Annotated in this window: 16 protein-coding genes and 3 pseudogenes; 7 read left to right on the top strand and 12 right to left on the bottom strand. The window is 70.7% G+C overall.

The window, feature by feature from the left end; all coding sequences use genetic code 11:
* Positions 1–24 precede the first annotated feature (24 nt).
* Positions 25–1434 (top strand): aspartate ammonia-lyase, encoded by a 1410-nt coding sequence (aspA, locus tag EF903_RS12585; RefSeq protein ID WP_125543301.1) that lies wholly within the window; start codon positions 25–27, stop codon positions 1432–1434.
* Between the two features lie 66 nt (positions 1435–1500).
* On the opposite strand, the gene EF903_RS12580 is transcribed toward aspA, so the two are convergent.
* Positions 1501–2751 (bottom strand): protein kinase domain-containing protein, encoded by a 1251-nt coding sequence (locus EF903_RS12580; RefSeq protein WP_125543300.1) that lies wholly within the window; start codon positions 2749–2751, stop codon positions 1501–1503.
* 143 nt (positions 2752–2894) lie between these two features.
* On the opposite strand from EF903_RS12580, the gene ligA reads away from it, so the two are divergent.
* Positions 2895–4991 (top strand): NAD-dependent DNA ligase LigA, encoded by a 2097-nt coding sequence (gene ligA, locus EF903_RS12575; protein ID WP_125543299.1) that lies wholly within the window; start codon positions 2895–2897, stop codon positions 4989–4991.
* Positions 4992–5346: 355 nt separating this feature from the next.
* On the opposite strand, the gene EF903_RS12570 is transcribed toward ligA, so the two are convergent.
* The 4 genes from EF903_RS12570 to EF903_RS12555 all read right to left on the bottom strand — a co-directional run bounded on the left by EF903_RS12570 (position 5347) and on the right by EF903_RS12555 (position 8853).
* Positions 5347–6972 (bottom strand): sigma-70 family RNA polymerase sigma factor, encoded by a 1626-nt coding sequence (locus tag EF903_RS12570; RefSeq protein WP_125543298.1) that lies wholly within the window; start codon positions 6970–6972, stop codon positions 5347–5349.
* A 394-nt stretch (positions 6973–7366) separates the two neighbouring features.
* Entirely contained in the window at positions 7367–7660 is a 294-nt protein-coding gene (locus EF903_RS12565) for a hypothetical protein (protein WP_125543297.1), read from the bottom strand.
* Entirely contained in the window at positions 7650–8114 is a 465-nt protein-coding gene (locus EF903_RS12560) for a hypothetical protein (RefSeq protein ID WP_125543296.1), read from the bottom strand. The genes EF903_RS12565 and EF903_RS12560 overlap by 11 nt, the downstream gene beginning before the upstream one ends.
* A gap of 217 nt (positions 8115–8331) precedes the next feature.
* A complete protein-coding gene (locus EF903_RS12555) occupies positions 8332–8853 on the bottom strand; it encodes a hypothetical protein (RefSeq protein WP_125543295.1) in 522 nt (173 codons plus the stop codon).
* An 866-nt stretch (positions 8854–9719) separates the two neighbouring features.
* On the opposite strand from EF903_RS12555, the gene EF903_RS12550 reads away from it, so the two are divergent.
* From EF903_RS12550 to EF903_RS34715, 3 genes and pseudogenes are all read left to right on the top strand, one after another.
* Positions 9720–9938, top strand: coding sequence for a hypothetical protein (locus EF903_RS12550; protein WP_125543294.1), 219 nt, complete (start codon positions 9720–9722; stop codon positions 9936–9938).
* A gap of 40 nt (positions 9939–9978) precedes the next feature.
* A pseudogene (locus tag EF903_RS35190) lies at positions 9979–10151 on the top strand (ABC transporter ATP-binding protein); the annotation flags it as partial.
* Between the two features lie 657 nt (positions 10152–10808).
* Positions 10809–10997 (top strand): hypothetical protein, encoded by a 189-nt coding sequence (locus tag EF903_RS34715; protein WP_260615124.1) that lies wholly within the window; start codon positions 10809–10811, stop codon positions 10995–10997.
* Between the two features lie 546 nt (positions 10998–11543).
* Here EF903_RS34715 and EF903_RS34000 read toward each other — a convergent pair.
* The 5 genes and pseudogenes from EF903_RS34000 to EF903_RS12510 form a co-directional block, all read right to left on the bottom strand.
* Complete coding sequence (locus EF903_RS34000) at positions 11544–11720, bottom strand: hypothetical protein (RefSeq protein ID WP_185902635.1); 177 nt, start codon at positions 11718–11720, stop codon at positions 11544–11546.
* Between the two features lie 78 nt (positions 11721–11798).
* Positions 11799–12077 (bottom strand): hypothetical protein, encoded by a 279-nt coding sequence (locus tag EF903_RS12525; protein WP_125543291.1) that lies wholly within the window; start codon positions 12075–12077, stop codon positions 11799–11801.
* A complete protein-coding gene (locus EF903_RS35185) occupies positions 12074–13918 on the bottom strand; it encodes an amidase domain-containing protein (protein WP_312845917.1) in 1845 nt (614 codons plus the stop codon). The genes EF903_RS12525 and EF903_RS35185 overlap by 4 nt, the downstream gene beginning before the upstream one ends.
* 321 nt (positions 13919–14239) lie before the next feature.
* Positions 14240–15868 (bottom strand): annotated as a pseudogene (locus tag EF903_RS35175) (DNRLRE domain-containing protein); the annotation flags it as partial.
* Positions 15786–16398: pseudogene (locus EF903_RS12510) on the bottom strand (IS5 family transposase); the annotation flags it as partial. The pseudogenes EF903_RS12510 and EF903_RS35175, both read right to left, overlap by 83 nt.
* A 29-nt stretch (positions 16399–16427) precedes the next feature.
* Here EF903_RS12510 and EF903_RS36095 point away from each other — a divergent pair.
* A complete protein-coding gene (locus tag EF903_RS36095; RefSeq protein WP_125543287.1) occupies positions 16428–16979 on the top strand; it encodes an endonuclease domain-containing protein in 552 nt (183 codons plus the stop codon).
* Positions 16980–17082: 103 nt separating this feature from the next.
* Here EF903_RS36095 and EF903_RS12500 read toward each other — a convergent pair whose 3' ends face one another.
* Entirely contained in the window at positions 17083–17898 is an 816-nt protein-coding gene (locus EF903_RS12500) for a hypothetical protein (RefSeq protein WP_125543286.1), read from the bottom strand.
* A 138-nt stretch (positions 17899–18036) separates the two neighbouring features.
* Between EF903_RS12500 and EF903_RS12495 the strand changes: the two genes are divergently transcribed.
* Positions 18037–18933: a hypothetical protein gene (locus tag EF903_RS12495; RefSeq protein WP_125543285.1), complete on the top strand. Its 897-nt coding sequence runs from the start codon at positions 18037–18039 to the stop codon at positions 18931–18933.
* A 308-nt stretch (positions 18934–19241) separates the two neighbouring features.
* On the opposite strand, the gene EF903_RS12485 is transcribed toward EF903_RS12495, so the two are convergent.
* On the bottom strand, positions 19242–19862 hold the full coding sequence (locus EF903_RS12485; protein WP_125543284.1) for a TetR/AcrR family transcriptional regulator C-terminal domain-containing protein: 621 nt from the start codon (positions 19860–19862) through the stop codon (positions 19242–19244).
* Positions 19863–19993 lie beyond the last annotated feature (131 nt).

Raw genomic sequence — 19993 nt, 5'->3', positions numbered from 1 at the left:
CTCAGGAAGAGGACCCGTACACCGATGACCGCCGCCACCCGCACGGAACACGACCTGCTCGGGGACCGCGACGTCCCCGCGGACGCCTACTGGGGCGTCCACACCCTGCGCGCCACCGAGAACTTCCCCATCACCGGCACCCCCATCTCCGCGCACCCGCACCTCATCGACGCCCTCGCCGCCGTGAAGGAGGCCGCCGCCCTGGCCAACGAGGAACTCGGCCTGCTGGAGCCCGCGAAGGCCGCCGCGATCGTCGCGGCCTGCCGGGAGATCCGCGGAGGGAAGCTGCACGACCAGTTCGTCGTCGACGTCATCCAGGGCGGCGCCGGCACCTCGACGAACATGAACGCCAACGAGGTCGTCGCCAACCGGGCCCTGGAACTGATGGGCCGTACGAAGGGCGCGTACGGGCACCTGCACCCCAACGAGGACGTCAACCTCGGCCAGTCCACCAACGACGTCTACCCGACCGCCGTACGCATCGCCACCGCCTACGCGGTGCACGGCCTGCTCGACGCCATGGCCGTCCTCCAGGAGGCCTTCGCCCGCAAGGCCGTCGAGTTCCGCGACGTCCTGAAGATGGGACGCACCCAGCTCCAGGACGCCGTGCCGATGACGCTCGGGCAGGAGTTCTCGGCCTTCGCCGTCATGCTCGACGAGGACCGCAGCCGCCTCGCGGAAGCCGTGCAGCTGATCCACGAGATCAACCTCGGCGCCACCGCCATCGGCACCGGCCTCAACGCTCCCGCCGGATACGCCGAAGCGGCCCGCCGCCACCTCGCCGGCATCACCGGACTTCCCCTGGTCACCGCGGCCGACCTGGTCGAAGCCACGCAGGACTGCGGCGCGTTCGTCCAGATGTCGGGCGTCCTCAAGCGCATAGCCGTCAAGCTCTCGAAGACGTGCAACGACCTGCGCCTGCTCTCCTCCGGGCCGCGCGCCGGCCTCGGCGAGATCAACCTGCCGCCGGTGCAGGCCGGATCCAGCATCATGCCCGGCAAGGTCAACCCGGTGATCCCCGAGGTCGTCAACCAGGTGGCCTTCGAAGTCATCGGCAACGACATCGCCATCACGATGGCCGCAGAAGCAGGACAGCTCCAGCTCAACGCCTTCGAGCCGATCATCCTGCACTCGCTGTCGCAGTCCCTCACCCACCTGCGCGCGGCCTGCCTCACCCTCGCGGAGCGCTGCGTGGCCGGCATCACCGCCAACACGGAGGTGCTGCGTGCGGCCGTCGAGAACTCGATCGGCCTGGTGACCGCCCTGAACCCGCACATCGGATACACCGCCGCCACCGACATCGCCAAGGAGGCCCTCGCAACCGGCCGCGGCGTGGCCGAGCTCGTCCTGGAGAGGAACCTGCTCCCGGCCGAGAAGCTCGCCGCCCTCCTGCGCCCCGAGGCACTCGCCGGACCACGCGCAGGCATCGCCTGAGCAGGGCGCACCGGAGCCCGCAGAGGACGCTCGGCCAGCGCGGAGCCTCGGCGCGCTGCGGTCGGTTCAGCCGGCCAGGGCCTCCCCTGCCAGCGTCCCCAGCCCCGCGAGCACAGCCACCCCGTGGACGACCACCCCGGTGGCCGCCGCTGCCTGCACCAGGGTGCGGGGCCACCCGGTCAGGGCCGAGTCGTCTCTTCGCATGCACGCGTACCACGTCCAGGCCAGACCGCACGCCGAAACAAGAGTGATCGTGCCGACGTCCACGGTGTCGCGGGACTGGGCGATGACGGTCCACCCCACGGTCAGGAGCACCGGGACGAAGCGCAGCAGCTCCACGAGCGCCCTGCGGCGGGCCTCGGCCCGTGGCCGAGGGGGCGGGGGAGCGGAGGAGGCCGGCGGGAAGAGGTCCTCCAGGCCGAACTCGAAGGGAGTCTGCTGCCGAGTCGCCCGCTCGTCCTCCGCCCGCGTCAGCCTCGCAACCGCCTCCCGCATGGCGGACGCGTCGGGAAAGCGGTCACCGGGGTCCTTCGCCAGGGCTCGGGCGAGCAGCGACTCGACGGCTTTCGGAACGGAGATGCCCGTCGAGGCCAGGGTCGGCGGCGGGGTGTGGAGGTGGGCATAGCCGACGGACCAGGCGGAGTCCGCGTCGAACGGCACCCGGCCTGACACCATGCGGAAGAGCAGGACGCCCACCGCGTAGAGGTCGGAGCGGCCGTCGAGGTCCCGCCGCCCCTCCACCTGCTCGGGGGACATGTAGTGCGGTGTGCCGAGCACGGCACCGGTACCGGTGAGGACGGTGCGGCCCGCTACGGCGGCGATCCCGAAGTCGGCGACCTTCGCCGTGCCGTCCTCGGCCAGCAGGACGTTGGCCGGCTTGATGTCTCTGTGCACCACGCCCCGTGCATGGGCCGCGGCCAGGGCTGCGAGGATCTGCACGGCGAGCGTGAGCGCCTCGGCAAGCGGCAGCCTGCCCCGTTCGTCCAGCAGGTCCGCGAGGGAGCGGCCGGCCACCAGTTCCATGACGAGGTACGGGACCGGTCGGCCGCTGCCTGCCCGCCGCTCCTCGCCGGTGTCATGGACGGCAACGATGTTCGGGTGGCTCAGCCCGGCCATGGTCTGGGCCTCGCGCCGGAACCGGGTGGCCCAGCCTGGGTCGTACGTCAGGTCGTGCCGCATTGCCTTGAGCGCGACGAAGCGGCCGAGCCGCTCGTCGCGGGCGCGAAAAACCTGTGCCATGCCCCCGGTGCCGATCAACTCCGCGATCCGGTAGCGTCCTTGGGCCACCGTCGACCCCGCCTGGAAGAGTTCCCCCATGGGCGGGATGGTAGGCCAGGGCGTCCCAGGAGGCACTCCTCGGAACCGGCCAGGGCGTCCCCGCCCGCCCGGCACGGGAGCCGGGCTGCCGCTGGCGGCCGGGGCGGGCGGCGTTGTCAGTGCCCTGCGGCATGATCCTCTGCATGACGACTCTCCACGCCGATGAGGCGCTGTTCAGCATGTCCGGCCGCCCCGCGTACGAGGCCGCGCTCGAGCGGCTGCGCGCGGCCTCGCTGGCGTACTACGGCGACGGCGACAGCCCCCTGGACGACGCCGCCTACGACCGGCTGCGGCTGGCGGTACTGGCCTGGGAGCGGGAGCACCCGGCGGAGGCCGCCGAGGATTCCCCCACCGGGCTGGTCGCGGACGGTGCGGCGCCGACCGGTGACGTCGCGCACACCACCCGCCTGCTGAGCCTGGACAACGTCTTCGACGCCGACGGTCTGGCCGCGTGGGGGGCTTCCCTCGAGCGGCGGCTGGGCCGAGCGCCGGCGGGCGGGTTCACCGTCGAGCCGAAGATCGACGGGGCGGCCGTGGCCGCCCGCTACCGCGGGGGCCGGCTGGTCCAGGTCATCACCCGCGGCGACGGTTCCCTCGGCGAGGACGTCAGCCATGTCATCGGCCGGATGGACGGCCTGCCCGAGCAGCTCTCAGTACCGGTCACCGTCGAGGTGCGGGGCGAGGTGGCCTTCACGCAGGAGCAGTTCGAGACGGCGAACGAGGTCCGCACCGCACACGGCGCGCCGGTCTTCGCCAACCCCCGCAACGGCGCCGCGGGCACGCTGCGGGCCAAGGAACGCCCGTACCGGCTCCGTATGACGTTCTGGGCCTACGGGGCGGTGGAGCTGGACGGAGAGGCGTTCCTGCCGGCCGGGGGCACGCACGCACAGGTGCTGGAGGCCGTGGCCGCCGCCGGGGTGCGTACGACGGCCGACTCCGCTGCCGGGCTGCACCTGGTGGCGGACCTCGCCCAGGCGCAGCAGCGCATCGACGCCGTCGCGGCGATGCGGGCGGAGCTGCCCGTCGGCATCGACGGTGTGGTGGTCAAGCTGAACGACACCGCCGAGCAGCGGTCGGCGGGCGTGGGGACCCGGTTCCCGTACTGGGCGATCGCCGTCAAGCTGCCCGCGGTGGAGCGGCAGACGGTCCTGGAGGGGGTGGAGTGGGAAGTCGGCCGCACGGGGGTGCTCGCGCCGACCGCGATCCTGAGGCCCGTGCAACTCGACGGCTCCACCGTCACCCGGGCGACCCTGCACAATCCCGCCGACATCCGCCGCCGCGACCTGCACCTCGGCGACACCGTGACGGTGTACAAGGCCGGCGACATCATCCCGCGCGTCCAGGCGGCCGTACCGGCGCTGCGTCCGGCCGGGGCGCGGCCGGTGCCCTTGCCGGAGGTGTGCCCCAACTGCGGCGGCGGGATCAGCAAGGCGCAGGAGCGGTGGCGGTGCGCCAAGGGCACCGCGTGCGCGCTGCCCGCGCTGATCGGGTACGCCGCCGGGCGCGAGATGCTCGACATCGACGGGCTCGGCAGGACGTACGTGGCGGCCCTGGTCGACTCCGGCGACGTCACCGACGTCGCGGACCTGTTCACGCTCACCGTCGAGCAGCTGACCGCGGCGTCCGGCAGTGCCAAGCGGGGCGCCAAGCTCGCCGAGCAGATCGCGTCCGCCAAGTCCCTTCCCCTCAGCCGCGTGTTCTGCGCACTGGGCGTACTCGGCACCGGGCGCAGCATGTCCCGCCGGATCGCCCGGCACTTCCGCACGATGGACGCGATCCGCGGTGCGGACGCGGCCGCGCTGCAGGAGGTCGAGGGCATCGGTCCGGAGAAGGCGCCGGTGATCGTCGAGCAGGTTGCCGCACTGGCTCCGGTCATCGACAAGCTGATCGCGGCCGGGGTCAACATGACCGAGCCGACCGTGCCGACGGCACCCGCCGGATCGACCGGCTCGACGGCCGGGCCGACTCCGGAGGACGGCCCGCTGACCGGCAAGGTCGTCGTGGTCACCGGGAAGATGACCGGACCGCTGGAGGCATACGGCCGGTCCGAGATGAACAGCCTGATCGAGCGGGCCGGCGGGCGAGCCGGCAGCAGTGTGAGTTCCAGGACGTCCATCCTGGTCGCCGCCCCGTCGGCGAACGGCAAACCGAGCTCCAAGGCGGTCAAGGCCGCCGAGCTCGGCGTGGAGGTCCTCACCCCGGAGGCCTTCGCCGAGCTGGCCACGGCATACCTGACCTGACGGACGCCCGGGGGCCGGCCACCCCGGCCGCCGCCCGAAAACCGGCCCCTTCCGACCCCGCACCCCTTCGCCGGCTCCGGCGCAGGGGAGCGCGGGATCCTGTCCGCGGCGGTGGCTGGCCTGAGCAAACCGGGCCGGGGCCTGTCCGGTCGCGTTACGCCATGTGGCGCCACGTGCGACGCATCAGACGCTGAGCAGGAAGGGTGAGCCGAACGATCGGATTGCGCGGGCCGCAAAACCTCTCAAAGAACCGTGGACGCCGATGAAGTCCGTAGCGGAGGCCGTGCGCCTGGATCTCGGTGTCGGGGGGAGGCCAGGCGCCGGCGGCCCGGAGCGCATCGGCCCGCGTCCCGGCTCAGCCCAGAGTGAAGAGGAAGTTGACGGAGTTGTAGTAGTTGGGGAGCTGTACCAGGTCCGAGCCACGGCGCGGAGGATCTGCCTTCGGCCAGTTCCGCGGACCCAGCAGGTGGTCCGCGTAGTCACTCTGCGGTACCGGTGGCACGAACCAGAGACGGAAGGCGCCGGACAGCCCGGCCGGTTCGGGCTTCCACAGCTGTGTTGCACGCCCGCCGCCGGAGCAGCAGGGGCGCAGGGCGACATCGACGACGTTTCCGCCGGTGGTGGTTCCGTCGAGGCAGGTACCGGTGCCGGTGTTCCGGAACTGGAAGGTGTCCTGGCCGGCGGGGAGGCGCTGCCAGCGCTGGGAGGCGTCACCGGTGCACGGCTGGAGCTGCAGCGACCCCTGGAAGCCGGCGCCTGCCCATCCGACGCACAGCCCGGATTCGGCATGGACCAAGGGCAGGCCGGGGGCCGCGGGGTTCGGCGAAGGCGGCGCGGAGGTCGGGGTGGGGGAGTCGGAGACCTGCGGCGCCACGGCCGACAGCGGGGTGCCGATGGACAGTATCGATGACTGTGCGTCAGCCCGGGGCGAGAACGGATGGGGGTTCGGCTCACGCTCGGGATTCTGGATCCCTTCCGCGGGCGGCGGTGCAGCCCCCTCGGGTCGCCCGTCCGCCGGCAGCAGGGTGAACGCGGCCAATGCCGTCCCCGCGACGGCCGCCGCCGCGGTCCACTTCCCCGCTCCCAACCTCGCCGCGGCCGACTTGAACCCCACGATCTTGCCCGCTGCCAGGGCGTGCCCGCCGTGCGCGCCGGCGGACAGCGTCCAGGAGACGGGATGCCACAGCAGGATGCCGGCCGGCAGCAGCGCGCCCAGACGGCTGTTGACTGCTCGAAGGTCACGCTCGGCCCGTCGACAGGCGTCGCACGCCCGCAGATGCCGCCCCAGGTCACGGGTGACGCGCTTGCCGGGCCTGCGGAGCGCGGCGGCCAGCAGGCCGCCGTAGTGCCGGCACTCGTCGCTCGCGCCCTCGTCCAGGTGGGCGCACAGATACGCCTCGCGCAGGCCCTCCCGGGCGCGCGCCGCCAGGGAACCGACGCCCCCGGCCGAAATCCCCAGGCGCCGGGCGGTCTCCGCCGCGGGCTCGCCTTCGACGACCACGTGCCACAGCACCGCCTGCCAGCGCTCCGGCAGCGACCGGTACGCCCGCAGGACCAGCGATCCTTCCTCGGCCCCCAGCACGGCGTCCTCGACGCCGTGATCGCCGGGCAGGCCGGCTGCCCACGCGTCGAAGTCGTCCGACAGCTGAGTGCGGGCACCGCTGCGTGCCCAGTCGGTCGCCACCCGGCGCACACAGGTCAGCAGGTACGGCCGCCACGCGTACTCGGGGCCGGCCCCCCAGGCGACCGCCCGGTAGGTCCGGGCGAACGCCTCGGCCGCGAGGTCGCCGGCGGTGGCCAGGTCCCGGCAGCACGTGCGGGCGTACGCGAGTACGGCGTCGTGGTGACGGGCGAACACCTCGCCCATCACGTCCCCGACATCGGCATCCGAATCCGATCCGCGCTCCCTGAGCAGCGCGCAGAGCTGCGCATCGCTCAGGGCGTGGAGGTCCTGCCGACGGGCCGTTCCCGATGTGCTCAACCTTGCTCCCGTTGCTTGCTGATGGCCGGCACGGCTGATGCCAGGCAGGTGGGCGTGGGTGGGGTGCGACGCTGCGCCCGGCCGGAATTCGCGCAAGTGTGCACGCTTCGAGGGCCTGTAGGCAACCGGCCGTAGCGCCGCCGACCTGCCCTGACGCGACTTCGGCAAAGCCCTGGCAAAGTCGCGGGACCACTCCCCGCCCTCGCCGTCTCGTACGCACCGACAACTTGTCAGGAGGCGCGAATGCGGTACCACGGGAACACGATCAATGCGCTCGGCGGAGCAGGGAGTCAACCCCGCCACAGCGATGCCATTCCGCGCGCATCGCGGGCCTGCCGCACCCGCCTCCTGGCCATGCCCCTAGCCACCGACGGCCCCGCACGGGAGCGCTTGGTCAGCCGGCCGGCAGGCGCCCCGTGAGCTCCTGCCACCTCTGGCGTGCGGCCTTCAGACGGGCCAGTGCGGCTGCTTGTTCCGGATCGAGACGCCGCTCCCGCGCCACCCGCTGGATTTCGGCGCGAACGCTGTCCTGGTGCGCGGTGTCTGCTTCGGCCTCGGCGAGGCGCGCCCGTGCCGCCTTGATCCGGTCGGCCTGTGTGCCCAGGAAGGCCTTCTCGCGCAGCACGCTGTTCTCGATGAGCGCCACGAAGGCGTGAACGGCGTTCTCCTCGTACTCCTCACGCGACAACGGGACATGGTGAATCCGGCCGTCGGCTTCCCACCACCGTCAGGTGGTGGCTCTTCGACCCTTCACGGATCCCTACCCTCAGGCCTCCCAGCGGAACGATGAGATCGTCGCCGGCGGCGAGCGTGTGCCTTCGCACCACGAGGCAGCCGAGCTCGCCCTCGATCGGACCGCTCCCCGGGTCCTCGGCCTCGCGCAGCGCGGCCTGGGCCAGGGCGACACTCCGCAGGTGCGCGGCCCGTGCGGAATCCAGGCGGACTTCAAGGGCCGTCCGCCGGCCCCAGTCCCGCACGGCACGCCACGCGAGCTCGCGCCGCGCCCGGGCCAGGCCGGTGCGTTCGGCCGCGTAGGCGGGGCTGAAGGCGAAACCCCAACCGCCGGGGTAGCGATACCTCCGCCAGCCCACCGAGGTCGCGATCACGATCAGCCCCCGCAGCCCCCACCGCACGATCTCCATCGCCTCGTCGCCTTTCCGGCCGACAGCCGCTGTGAACCCCCTACTTGTAGCGGTGCGCGACCAGGCGTGTGGACGGGTCACGCCAAAAGCCTTCCGAGCATGTATGTCCGCTCCTACCACGCCCAGGAGAAGCCGGGCAGGGCCCTTCGCAGCGTGGCGAGCCGCGCCCAGGTGTCTACGGTCGCCACCAGCAGGACTCGGAAAGGGCTGTTGTTGCTCAGACGCCGAGACTTCGGATGGTCGCCTTCACCAGGCGGTTGCCTCGGGGCGCGTACCAGGAGGTGTACGACGACAGCTCGGTGACGGCGGAGCCCAGCCATTCGGGATCGCCGAGCCTGTACAGCTCCTTCGCGTCGCTGAGCTGGTCGAACAGGGCTTGGAGGACGATGACGTGGCCGGCTGCGTACCGGCGTTCGTGGTGCGTGTACCGCACGGACCAGCGCTCGTACGGATGCCGCAGGTTGCCCTGCAGGGAGCATCCGTCGCGGCCCCAGTCGGCGTTCTTGGCAGCGGCAACGAAGCCCGCGGCGGGACTGGTCTGCCACTTTCGGTAGGCGACTCTCACCCCGAGGTTCACGAACTGTCCCCACTTGATGGCGGTCAGGGGCGCCGTCTCCCCGCGTCGGCGATGCTCCAAGCCCTCAGGCGTGAGCACGATGGACAGGCCCGCCTCCCGTGTCGGGTCCCCGATCACCCACCGTTCCCCGACCAGCTCCAGCGGCCCCAAGCGCGGTGCCATGACAGTCCCCCTCGTTTTTGCGGTCATCCAACGAAGAATGTAATCGACACAGGGCAGGGGCTCACGGGCAGGGAACTGCAACTCGATCTCCAACCCGGTTCGCCGAACCGCGCGTTGCACTCGAACACCGGGTTCGGCATTCGCCGTACGCATAAGCGGCCTCCGTCTGGAACATGAGCCCCGACCATGGAACACACACGTCCAGCGCGAAGACCGTGAGGTGCTTCACTGCATCACGATGCCCGGCGCGAGCCGTTGGCGAATCCTTCACGCCTCCGGGCGCGTTCGTATTCGTGTCTGACCGCCGTCCGGACGCGCCGTTCAAGCCTGCGGTTGCAGTCTCGGGCGCGGACGGACGGTGAGACCGCTGCCCGAGCTGTCGCCGGTGGGCGAACACCCCGGCCGGCACGGAGGGCTCCACGCCGCGCTCGCGCTGCCAGGCGACGACGACCGGCACCGTGCGGTCATACAGCGCACTCGGCTGTTCGCCCGCCGTCCGGCCCTTCGCCGGACAGTGCGCGCACCTCGGCATCGACATCGACTCGCTTCACCTCGGCCCCGCGAGCCAGTCTTCAGGCCGCTCACCGGCTCGTGGCCTGTGCGAGGCATCCACCCGGCCGTGCTCCAGTATGTCGGCAGCTTCGCGCTCTACACCGGCGGCGGCCCGGTGTGGGCCATGGGCGAGGGCGTCGCCCGGCTCGTCATACGAAAGGCCGCAGCATGGTGTCGTATGCCGTGGACGACAGCCCGCTGGATGCCTCGGCACCACGGTCACAGTGCGTGTGCTGTTTCCAGCCACCTGGCGGGGGGTGTATCCGACGATCGCCGGATGGCCGGCGGAATGCCCGCGCTCCCAGGCTGGTGGCATGACACAGCGTGCGCAGGAGCAGGAGCCCGGCACTTGCGCCCGGCCGCCGGCCGGAGCAGGTGGCCGTGGGAACGCCAGGCGGCGCAGGAGCGCGCTCTGGGAGTTCTTCGGCATGGCGTTGGCGGCGATCAGCCTCTGTACGGCTGTCGTCAGCCCCGGCCTGCGCGATGCCGTTGCGTACACACTCGCCGCGATGGCCGTCGAGCTGACCGGCTGAGCCCGGCGCCGCGGCCCCGAGCGGGGACCGATGCCGCCGCCGACGGCGTCTCATCGGCCGCCTCCTGCGGCTGGGCCTTCCGGCGATGGGCCGCGTGCAGCCGGGCGACCTCATGTCACGAGTGACCCCACGCTGCTGCGTGCCGTCAGTACCCAGGCCGTGGTCACCGCCGCGACCGGGGCGCTCACGCTGATCGCAGCGGTCGTCGTGATGACATGCTGGAGTGAGGGCCCGGGAGTGGAGTGGGAGCCGTCGGGGGGCACCACTCACCGAGTGTCGCCAGGCGGCGGCCCCACCACGTGGATCCGGCCGTCAGGACCGGGACCGCGCTACCTACGAGACCTACCCGGAAGGCAGGTGCGTCTCATGCGCACGTCGACCCGTATCGCCGGTGCCCTCAGCGGCCTGACCCTCACCCTCGGTGGTGCGGTCCTCGCAGCTCCTGCGGTCCAGGCGGACATCCCCGCCTGCACAAAGATGGCCGAACTCGCCGGTGCCACCGATTCCGCCTCCGTCACAGCGGCCTGTAGCCGTGGTGTGTCCGGAGACCTGCAGAATTGTGTGACCGGGCTGACCGGGGCCGGAGTGGCGGGCGGCGCCGCGACCGGTGCCTGCCGGGCGGCGGCCCAGGAACCGCGTTAGCGGACGGCGCGGGGCAGCCGTCCGCCGGTAGCGTAGAGGTCGTCGACGTCATGCCTCTCAGTGCCCGGGCGGTCACCGTTCGAGCGTGGCGCCCGGCCTTGCCTCGCGGGCGCCGCGCGGCGCGCCCATGCTGAGTTGGAGGGGCCCGTCGTCTTGCGACTCGTCCCTCTCCGAAGGCCGAACGAAGGCGCCCTAGAGGAGGAGGAAGTCATGCGCATGAGGAGAATCGTGGGCCTCGCCCTGGCCGCGGCGACCCTTGCCGGCATCAGCGCCGTCGGCGCTGTCAGCGCTGGCGCCGCCTCGTCTCCGACCATCTCCAGAGACGACTGCACGGCTGCCGACGGACAGGTCGTTGCACGACCCTACGCCGGCTATGTGTGCGCGCTGCCTGACGGGACCACAGAGACGATCACCTGACCGGTCGCCGCACGGCTGGGCAACCAGCCCGGCCGGTGCACCCGGCGATGGGCGGAGTGACGCACCGGTCCGCCGTCCGGGGATCGCCTGCGCCCGTCTCGACACCGCGGCATACAGCGACCGGCGAGTTCGGCCGCGCCGAGGCGGGGCTTCGCCGTGCCGTGACTCCGTCTTCGGCTGGCTGCAGGCGCTGTTCGCCGTGGCTCCTACCTACGCGACTGCCAAGGGCTCGTGGCAGACGGCAATGGAGTACGGGCGCTGCTCACCGAGATCCACTCCAGCACACGGCACACCATGGAACCGTAAGGACGTGTACACCGGCAGTCGCCGCACCCGCTGACCGACGCGGCGGGTCGCTGGCGCTCGATCGGGAGCGGGTCGGGGGTAGCCCGCGCCGAAAGGGCGTGCGCGGGCCAGGCCCGGTGCCCGGATTTCCGGGGGCAGTACCACCGGGCCGCCCGGTCCTCCCGGAGACGACAAGGGGGCGCCGTCCCCGCGGAAGTCCGCGAGGACGGCGCCCTTCGTCAGTACGTAGCCCGGTTCAGCTCACGGGACCATCTTCGAGCCGAGCTCGCCCGGCTTCTTCGGCACCCAGGGCGCCACGGCGGTGGCCTCGCCGGGGTCCGGTTCGGTCATGCGCACCCGAAAGACGCCTTTGCCGTTCATGTTCACGGGCAGGATGTAGATCTCCTTGATCTGGCCGGTGTCGTGCAGGTAGAGCACGACGGTCTGGCGGTAGGAGCCCTCGTCGTAGAACTCCGCGGTGACCTTCCCGCCGGCGCCCTTTCGGAAGGCGGCGATTCAGTTCTCGGCGGTCTTCTCGGTCGTGCCCCGGTCCTTGCCGGGGTCGGCCAGGGCCGCCAGCCCGTCGGCGTCCCCGTCTGCGATCCGCCACACCACCTGCTGGGTGATCCCCAGAGTCCCCGTGGACGGATACCCGATCACAGCGAGCGGCGGGTGGCTGCTGTAGTCCCCGGCGTACTGCAGTTCTTCGGGACTGGCGTCCGCCGAGCAGCCGGTCAGCACACCGAGGGCAAGGGCGGCGCCGAACACGGCCCGCAGAACCGATCCGGGCGTCACCGGGACCTCGGCCTCAAAGCGGCGACCGCCACGATCTTCCCCTTGTTCCGGGCGAGGATGTCCGGCAGGGTGCTGAGCGGCGCGTACCCGTGCTGGGCGATCTTCACCGTGCCTCCCTGGATGCCCCGCACCACGGCTGTGTGGTTGTAGACGCGGTCCCCCCTGTACTGGAAGAACAGTATGTCCCCGGGACGCAGGTCGTACGAACGGTTGACGTAGCCCGGCTGGCGGTAGTTGAACATGTGGACGAACAGGTTCTGGGCCGCGGACCAGGTGTAGCTGTTCTTCTTCCACGACGTCCACGTGTTCTTCTTCCACCATGCGCGGTCTTGGAAGAACGCCCAGTCGCGCATCTTCATGCCACCGCCGTAGTACAGCGACTTCGACACGAAGTTGGCGCAGTCGTTCCCCCAGAACTCCGGCTTGTCGTACGCGTGGCTGAGGGCCCAGCTCGCGGTGCCCGAGCCGTTGACGTAGGAGGCCGTATGGACGCCGGCCTCGGGCTCACCCGGCAGGGGGAAGCCGTCTGTGCCAAGTGCAATGGTTTCCACGCCGGACGGCACACTCGGGACGTCGGCCGGGGTGGCGGCCACCTGGGATCCCGCTGCGGCCGTGGTGGAGAGGGTCTGCCCCGACTCGATGTCGTCGGCCTCGCTCTCCAGCTTTGCGGCACCCGCGACGATGTTGAACACGAAGCGCCTGTAGCCGGAGTTTTCGGCCACCTCGTCGACGCCGTTGATCCGCGTGGTCACCGTCTGGACGACGGTGCTCCGCACCAGCACTTGGCCTGCCGCGCCGTTCAAGACCGTGGTGTCCTTCAGGGCCGACGAGGCTCCGATGTAGGCGTGGCTTTGCGTCGCCAGGGCCTCGCGCGTTCCGACGACGGGGTCTTCCTGCACACCGAGCAGGTCTCTGAAAACGTCCGCGTGCGGCGATTCGGCGGCCGCGTCCTCAGCGGTGAGGCTCACTCCGGTCGTGATCTTGTTGCGGGCGCTCAGGTAGGCCTGGACGTAGTCCTTGTAGCGCGCGGCGCCGCCGGTCACTGCGGAGCCCCGGACCAGCGCGCTCCGTGACACCGGGCCGCTGCCCACAGCGTTCTTCGCCGTTACGGCGACCCGGTAGGAAAGCGTGTTGTCCAGGCCGGTGAAGACGGCGCGTGGTATCGCGCCTTCCGAAGTGGCGACCACCGTGCCGTCGCTCTTCTCCGCCTTCGCCACGTACGTGACATCGCTGTTCGCGCCGCCATCCGTGGGCGGGTTCCAGGTGGCGAGCAGGCCCGAGTCGCCCGGGGTCGGTACGACGTCCGTGACCGCCCCCGGGGCGGTCGGCGGCAGGTACTCGATGATCAGCCTGGGCCGATTGGCGACCTCCGTCGCCGCACCGGAGTGGTACTTCGCCGCGGCCTCGGTGCCGGCGACCGTGAGGGCCATGCCCTCGTTGGTGCTGCGATCAGTCCAGGACTGCACCAGGATGCCGAAGTCGACCTCCGGCAGGGCCGTGTCCAGGACATAGGCATCAGTGCCGGCCGCGTTGAGGAGTTCCTTGCCGCTCTGTGCCGGGGTCCACGCAGAGGACAGCTCGTACACGCCGGGCTTCTGCGGCAGGCACTGCGTGGTGCAGTCGGACCTGGTCAGAGCCAGCTTCGCGGAGGTGACGCGGGCTCCCGGCGGCAGGGCCGAGAGGTTCGCCTTCAGGTGGGTGGCCCACAGGTGGCCGCCGGCCGTCCCGACCCGCAGTTCGCCGGCCGGCGAAGTGGCGCACCCGGCCGTGTCGCAGTCGGTGGCGGTCGACACGGCCGTGAGCGCTGTGTCGGTGAGCACCAGGGGCTGGGAGGCGGGCATGGGGGGCAGGGCCGTGACGCGTACCGTCATGTTCTGCTCGGCCGACCAGGGCGAGCAGCCGACGCTGTCGCAGGCTCGTACGGACCAGCGGTACGTGGCACCATCCGTTAGCTTGCCCTCCGGGATGCCCAGGGCGGCCCGGCTGCCGCTCTCCGCTCCGACGGCAGGCAGCGGAAGGCCGGGGATCGGGTTCCCGGCTGTGTCCTTGAGGGAGAACTCGGCGTTCACACGGGTCTGCGCGGGGGACGAGACGACCGCGGAGAGGATGGGCGTCAGGGTCTGCTGGCCGCCGGCCTGCAGGTCGCGGGGTGCGTCGGGCAGGGGGCTCACGGTGAAGGTGGTCCAGTTGGACCAGGGGGACCAGCTGTTGCTGTAGTGCGTGCCGTCGTAGGGCGAGGTGCGGAAGCGGTACATGCGCCCGTGCTGGAGCACGCCCGCCGGTACGACGACGGAGGCGGGGGTGCCGGCCGGGACGAACGGCGAGACCAGGGTGTTGCCGACCTGGGTGTTGGTGGCGGCGTCGAAGATTTGGAAGGTGCCGTTGACCGTGTCACCGTCCTGGTCCGCGAACGTGTCGCGCAGGGTGGGCGTCGTCGTCTCGACACGCCAGGCGGGGGTCTTGTCCTGGACGAACGGAGGGCCGGCCTCCTGCTTGGTGCCGGTCTGCGGACGGTAGTTGTACGTCACCGTCAGCGTCGGCGGGTTGGAGGCGGCGTTCGCGGAGTTGACGCGCTTCCACTGCCCGATGACCGACTCCGACGCGGCCCGCAGGCCCATGCTGGACAGCGGGGCCTTCGCGGACGCCCATGTCTGGACGAGGGTGGTCACGTCGGCGTTGATCCAGCCATCCGGTGCGGAGCTGCAGCCGGGGTTGCCACGGGTTTCGGTGGAGGTGGCGTACTTGGTGCCCATGGCGGGCTGGTTGGTCCAGCGCGAAGCGGTGCTCGGGGTGCCCGAGTCCCAGACCTCCCACGGCTGCGCCTCGCAGCCGGTGTTTCCCGAGTGGAAGTTCCACAGGGACAGCTTGGCGTCGGAGACGAGCGCGTCCGCGATCGGCGCGGTGTTCCATGTGATGAAGGACCGCGCGGTGCGGAAGGTGCCGTTCGCGTTCTTGGTGCCGGGGTTGCCGAGGTCGAGCTCGGTGTCACCGGACCAGTCGACGGTCTCACCTTGCTGGACGTAGGTGTCGAAGACGTTGCCCAGCGCGGAGGTGGAGGGGTCCACGGTCACCGGGTACTTGGTAGCCGGGTCCGCCAGGAATTTCGGGTCCGGTGTGACGACCAGGTCGACCGTGCCCTTGCTCTGGACGACCTTCATGGCCACCGGCACCTTGCGGGTGTGCTCACCGGAGACCGGATCGACGGTGGAGTCCCACATCACCGGAGCAGGCATGACCGCGGTTTTCTTGCTCTTGCGGTCGGTGAACTGCACGCTGCCGTCGGCCTGCTGCTCCACCTTCAGGCCCTTGGCCACCAAGGGCAGGGTGTAGGAGTAGTTCTCGCCGGCCGGCCGCTGCTTCAGTTCGACGAACTGTTCGAAGCCGCCGCGCGTGGCCTCGATGACGACGTCACCGCCGGGGACGGCGTTTGTGTACTCGGCGCGTGCACCGTCCAGCTTCGGGGACGGTAGGGCGCCCTTCCACTTGAGGGTGATCTGCTGGTCGCCTTCGCCCAGGGTGACGAGGTCGGTGTTGATGTAGTTGACCGACGTAGCTGCCTGCGGCGCAGCCTTGGCCATCCGCGGAAGGGTGCCGGCGGCCAGCTTCAGGCCCTGTGGGTGGGCCTTGGACGCCACGGACCCGTCCGGGCCGTGTCCCAGGGTCACGTCGACGGCACGCCAGCCGCGTGGCCGCTGGTCATCGAAGCGGGGGTGTAATGCCGCGGGCCCGGAGGATGCGCCGGTAACTGTCGTAGTCGTAGCCGCAGTCGGCAAACAGCCGACCCGGCCGATGTCGCGGTCGTCCCCGGAGTCCTCGGACGCGAGGGATCGCCTCCAGCAGCGGCGTCAGCTGAGTGACGTCATGCCTGTTTCCACCGGTCAGAGTCACGGCGAGGGGTGTGCCGTCCGGTCGATGATCAGGTGGTGCCTGCTGCCCGGCCGCGCGCGGTCGACCGGCGAAGGTCCGGTGTGAGCCCGCCTTTCAGGGCACTGATGTGTGAGCCGTCGATCGCGGCGTCGTCCCTGGCCAGCAGACCTGCCTTGCGCAGCTCGGCCAGGAGCACCTCGCGCAGGCGGGGCCAGACGTCGGCCTCGGTCCAGTCCCGTAGGCGCTGCCAGGCCGTCACCCCGCTGCAGCCGGTCCGCTCGGCCGGAACGTATCTCCAGCTCACGTTCTTGCGCAGCACGTACACGCTGCCCCGCAGGGCCGCACGACCGTCCGCCGGCAGGCGCCCGGGATACCGATGACGCCGCGACGGCCGGGGCGGCAGCAGCGGAGCGATGCGTTCCCACAGGCCATCAGGCACAAGATCATCCGGCACCCGCACCACTCTGCAATGCAGCCGACTGTGTGCCCCTGTCAGTGCCGAGCGCTAACGTCGGCGCGGTGACGAGCACACGGTTCGAGGACTCAGGTGATCCTGGCGATTGCCAGATATGCGACGACTTCATCCACGAGGGTGAGCGGTACAGCAAGACCCTGTGCCTGAAGTGCGGCCCAGCCGAGGCCCAGGCGCGGCGATACCAGCTCACCTTGCCGCGAGTGAACGCGATCCTGCGTATTCAGAACGACTACTGTGCGATCTGTGATGAGGGCCCCGGAGACAACGCGGCTGACGGCCCAATCTGGTGGCAGATTGATCACGACCACAAGTGCTGCACGGGGTGCCCGCGCTGCGTTCGCGGCCTGCTGTGCCGCCCCTGCAACGTGGACCTCGGCCGCTACGAGGACAAGCTGCGGCGCGGTCGCTTGCGGGGGTGGAACGTGCAGAGAGTCGACGACTACCTTGCAGATCCGCCGGCACAACGCCCCGAGGCGCGGAAGCTCCACTCCGACGACTTCGGATGGGCTCGCGTCAGGTACACAGCTCTTACGTGGCGGCGCCTTACGTGGAAGGGCTGAGGGGTGTGGCCGCGTCGGCCGGCTCGGCGGCGAGAGGGCCCACGGCGGCCGCCCGTCGGCGGTTCGGGCGAGGACACGGGTGCCCTGCGGCCGGGGTTGTCTGTCAGCCGATCGGCTGACGGGTCTCGGCCCGTACCTTCAGTGCGGTTTCCGCGATGCGGGTGAGGTCGACGGAGTCGGGGGCCTGCTGGGAGATTTCGCCGGTGACCACCCCGATGGAGGCGGCGGTGTTCTCGTCCGCCCAGGCGCACATCGGCAGGGTGGCCTCGGCTCCGCCCTGGCGTGTGGTCAGCACCTGGCAGGACAGTGTGGTGTCGGAGCCGGGAGGCGTGACGTCCCTGGCGGGAACCGTCACTTTTGCGCTCTCGCTCTTTGCCGCGCCGGCCATCATCTTCTTTCGCGACGCCGCGGGGTCCTTGAACTGGCCGTATATTCCGGAGATGACGAGAACGCCGGGCTGGCGCGGTGAGTCTGCCGTATACCGGGCCGCGACGGCCTGGGGGTTGCGGGTCTTGGGGTCGTAGGTGCCGTCGATCACCTGCTTGCCCGCTGTCTGAGACAGATCCTCGTCCAGCTTGTACTGGCCGTTCAGCAGGGTGCCGGGAACAGTGATCTTGTGCTTGGCCTCAGGGAACCCGGCCCCACTTGCGTGGTTTGCGGCCTGGGAAGCGTGCTTCAGTACGAATAGACCCGCCAGGACCGCCACGGCCGTGGACAGGCCTATCCATACGGGCTTGCCGGACCGGCGGGCTTGCGGCTGCGTCCCGATCGGAGGCTGTCCCCAGGCTGCCTGTGCGGGGTAGGGCTGCTGCTGTGTGTAGGGCAGGGGAGGCTGACCGTAGGACTGCTGGCCGTAGGGGTGGGGCTGCTGCGGGGGGCCGTACGGGCCGGATGGGAAAGGCGGAGGTGGCGTGCTCATGCAGCGAACGCTACGTCAGTTTCTTCCGCCAGCCGCGGTCGACGGCGTGGCTTCATTCAGTACCTGTGTCTGAGCCGTTCATGGACATGGCCGTCGGGTGGCCGCCGACTCTGCGTTGAGCGGCTTAGCCTGCGGTCCATGAACCTGGATGCCGAACTGAGTGCTCTTGCTGTCCAAGAAGATCTCCCCGCTGACCTTGTGTGGCGATTGCTCCAGCACCCGCAGGCCCGCCGCTCGGCAGCTCTTCTGCGTAAGGATCTTACGGCGGAGTCGATCGAGGAGGTCATCAGGCTCGGCTCCGCACGTAGTCTCGCGGCCAACTCGCACGTACCGGCGGTGGTCAGGGCCCGCTTGGCGGAGCATCCCGAACCGTCAGTCCGGGCCGCGGTCGCGGCGAGCGTCGTAGACGAGCCGCCTGGCCTTTGGGCGCGCCTGGCGGAGGATGAGGATCCCTCCGTGCGCTCGTTCCTCGCGATGAACGAGCATCTGCCCGCTGAGCTCCTGGCCGTCCTGGCCGAAGACGCTGAGCCGAGTGTGCGGTTGAACGTCGTCCAGTACTGGAGGGATGCACCGGAGCCAGTGCGCCGGGCTCTGCTTACGGACTCCGATCCGAATATCCGGAGGTCTGCCGCTTCGGCGTACTCACCGCCTGCGGACCTGGTGCCCGTTCTCCTTGCCGATCCGGAAACCCGCGCCATCGCCGTCCGCTATGTCGACCCGTCACCGGAGTTGGCCCGCGACCCGGATTCCGGCGTTCGTGAGGCCGTGGCAGCCCATCCGAACCTCTCCGCTGAGCTGCGGGACGTGCTGGCCGCAGACGTGGAAGTCTTCGTCCGCAACAAGATCGCCGCGCGCCCGGACACCCCCTCGGCTCTGCGTGAGAGCCTCGTGGCCACCCTGGCTACTGACGACCCCTTGACCGAGTGGGTTCTCTCCTCCCAGCGAAACACCCACACCTGCCCTCCACAGGCGTCAGCTCCACCCAGGCTCACGCGAAAGCAAGCCGAGGACTTGCTCGCCCGCGCTGGCCTGTAGGCGCACGGCTCCCGCGAGTCCGACCGCGAGCGCCTGTGTGTCGGAGAGCTTGCCTCGTCGGCCGGCGGAGAATCCGGGGCGCCCGGCGCGGGTGAGTCGGCGGCTTGGGGGGCCGATGGCGGCAAGGCGGATCATGGCGGCTGATCGGTGCGGGTGGGTTTCCTGGACGCGGGCGGGGCGGCGGTGGTGTGTGCGTTCGGCGACCCGGCGCGGCGGGGCGATGAGGGTGCGGCTGCCGGGGGTGCGGTGGACGGCCCCGCCGCCGGCCGGCTCGGCACAGCCCTTGAGGCTGCCGCTCTCCCGCCTGCTCACGGCCGGGTGAGGATCTTCGTCAGGCCGTATGCGAAGCGCTCGTCGAAGGAGTCCGCGCCCATGTGCGGGGCGGCCCGGTGGAGGGCGGGGTGGGCTGTCGCGGAGACCGCTGCCGCCAACTGCCCCGCCAACGGCTGCTGGGCGGCGGCCTGTTCCTCCTGGGCCAGTCCGAGGGTGAAGTAGACGATCGTCCAGGCCGTCCAGGCTGCCTCCCGCTCGTCCAGGCCGCCGTCCAGCAGGGCGCCGACGAGGCTGTCCGCGAAGCGGAGGGTGTGCGGCTCTGAGGCGTTGGTGCCGACGACGAGCGCGGCCCCGTCACGGTGGGCGAGCAGCGCGCCGCGATAGCGGTGGGCCAGCTCGCGGGCCCGCTCGTCCCAGGCGTCGGGCAGGCCGCTGAGCGGGATCTCGCCGATGACGGCGTCGGCCATGAGCTCCAGCATCCGCGCCTTGGTCTTGACGTGCCAGAGCACGGTGTTCATCCGTACGCCGAGGCGGTCGGCGACGGCTCGCGTGGACAGTGCCTCCAGCCCCTTCTCGCCGAGCACGTCGAGCGCCGCCCCGATCACCGTCTCGGCGTCCAGGCGTGCGCCGTGTCCCTCCACTTGCTTCTTGGTCATTGACCTAGTGACCTGAGTCGGAGATTCATCGTTAGTTGGGCATGAGTCGTCCGGGTCCGAAGATTGCGCCGTTGTCGGTCAGTGATGCCCAGCGAGCGGTGCTGGAGGGCTGGTTACGCCGCCGTACGACG

The organism is Streptomyces sp. WAC05292 (assembly GCF_003949955.1).
Classification (GTDB): Bacteria; Actinomycetota; Actinomycetes; order Streptomycetales; family Streptomycetaceae; genus Streptomyces; species Streptomyces globosus.
Note: the sequence above shows the minus strand (reverse complement) of the source record. Positions and strands in the feature narration are given on the sequence as shown.

Excerpts from the sequence above, each read along its gene's own strand:
- EF903_RS12550 (WP_125543294.1), top strand. The coding sequence starts at position 9,720 with ATGACACAGCGTGCGCAGGAGCAGGAGCCCGGCACTTGCGCCCGGCCG.
- aspA (WP_125543301.1), top strand. The coding sequence starts at position 25 with ATGACCGCCGCCACCCGCACGGAACACGACCTGCTCGGGGACCGCGAC.
- EF903_RS35185 (WP_312845917.1), bottom strand. The coding sequence starts at position 13,918 with ATGCCCGCCTCCCAGCCCCTGGTGCTCACCGACACAGCGCTCACGGCC.
- EF903_RS12555 (WP_125543295.1), bottom strand. The coding sequence starts at position 8,853 with ATGGCACCGCGCTTGGGGCCGCTGGAGCTGGTCGGGGAACGGTGGGTG.
- ligA (WP_125543299.1), top strand. The coding sequence starts at position 2,895 with ATGACGACTCTCCACGCCGATGAGGCGCTGTTCAGCATGTCCGGCCGC.
- EF903_RS12495 (WP_125543285.1), top strand. The coding sequence starts at position 18,037 with ATGAACCTGGATGCCGAACTGAGTGCTCTTGCTGTCCAAGAAGATCTC.
- EF903_RS12560 (WP_125543296.1), bottom strand. The coding sequence starts at position 8,114 with ATGGAGATCGTGCGGTGGGGGCTGCGGGGGCTGATCGTGATCGCGACC.
- EF903_RS12580 (WP_125543300.1), bottom strand. The coding sequence starts at position 2,751 with ATGGGGGAACTCTTCCAGGCGGGGTCGACGGTGGCCCAAGGACGCTAC.
- EF903_RS12485 (WP_125543284.1), bottom strand. The coding sequence starts at position 19,862 with ATGACCAAGAAGCAAGTGGAGGGACACGGCGCACGCCTGGACGCCGAG.
- EF903_RS12500 (WP_125543286.1), bottom strand. The coding sequence starts at position 17,898 with ATGAGCACGCCACCTCCGCCTTTCCCATCCGGCCCGTACGGCCCCCCG.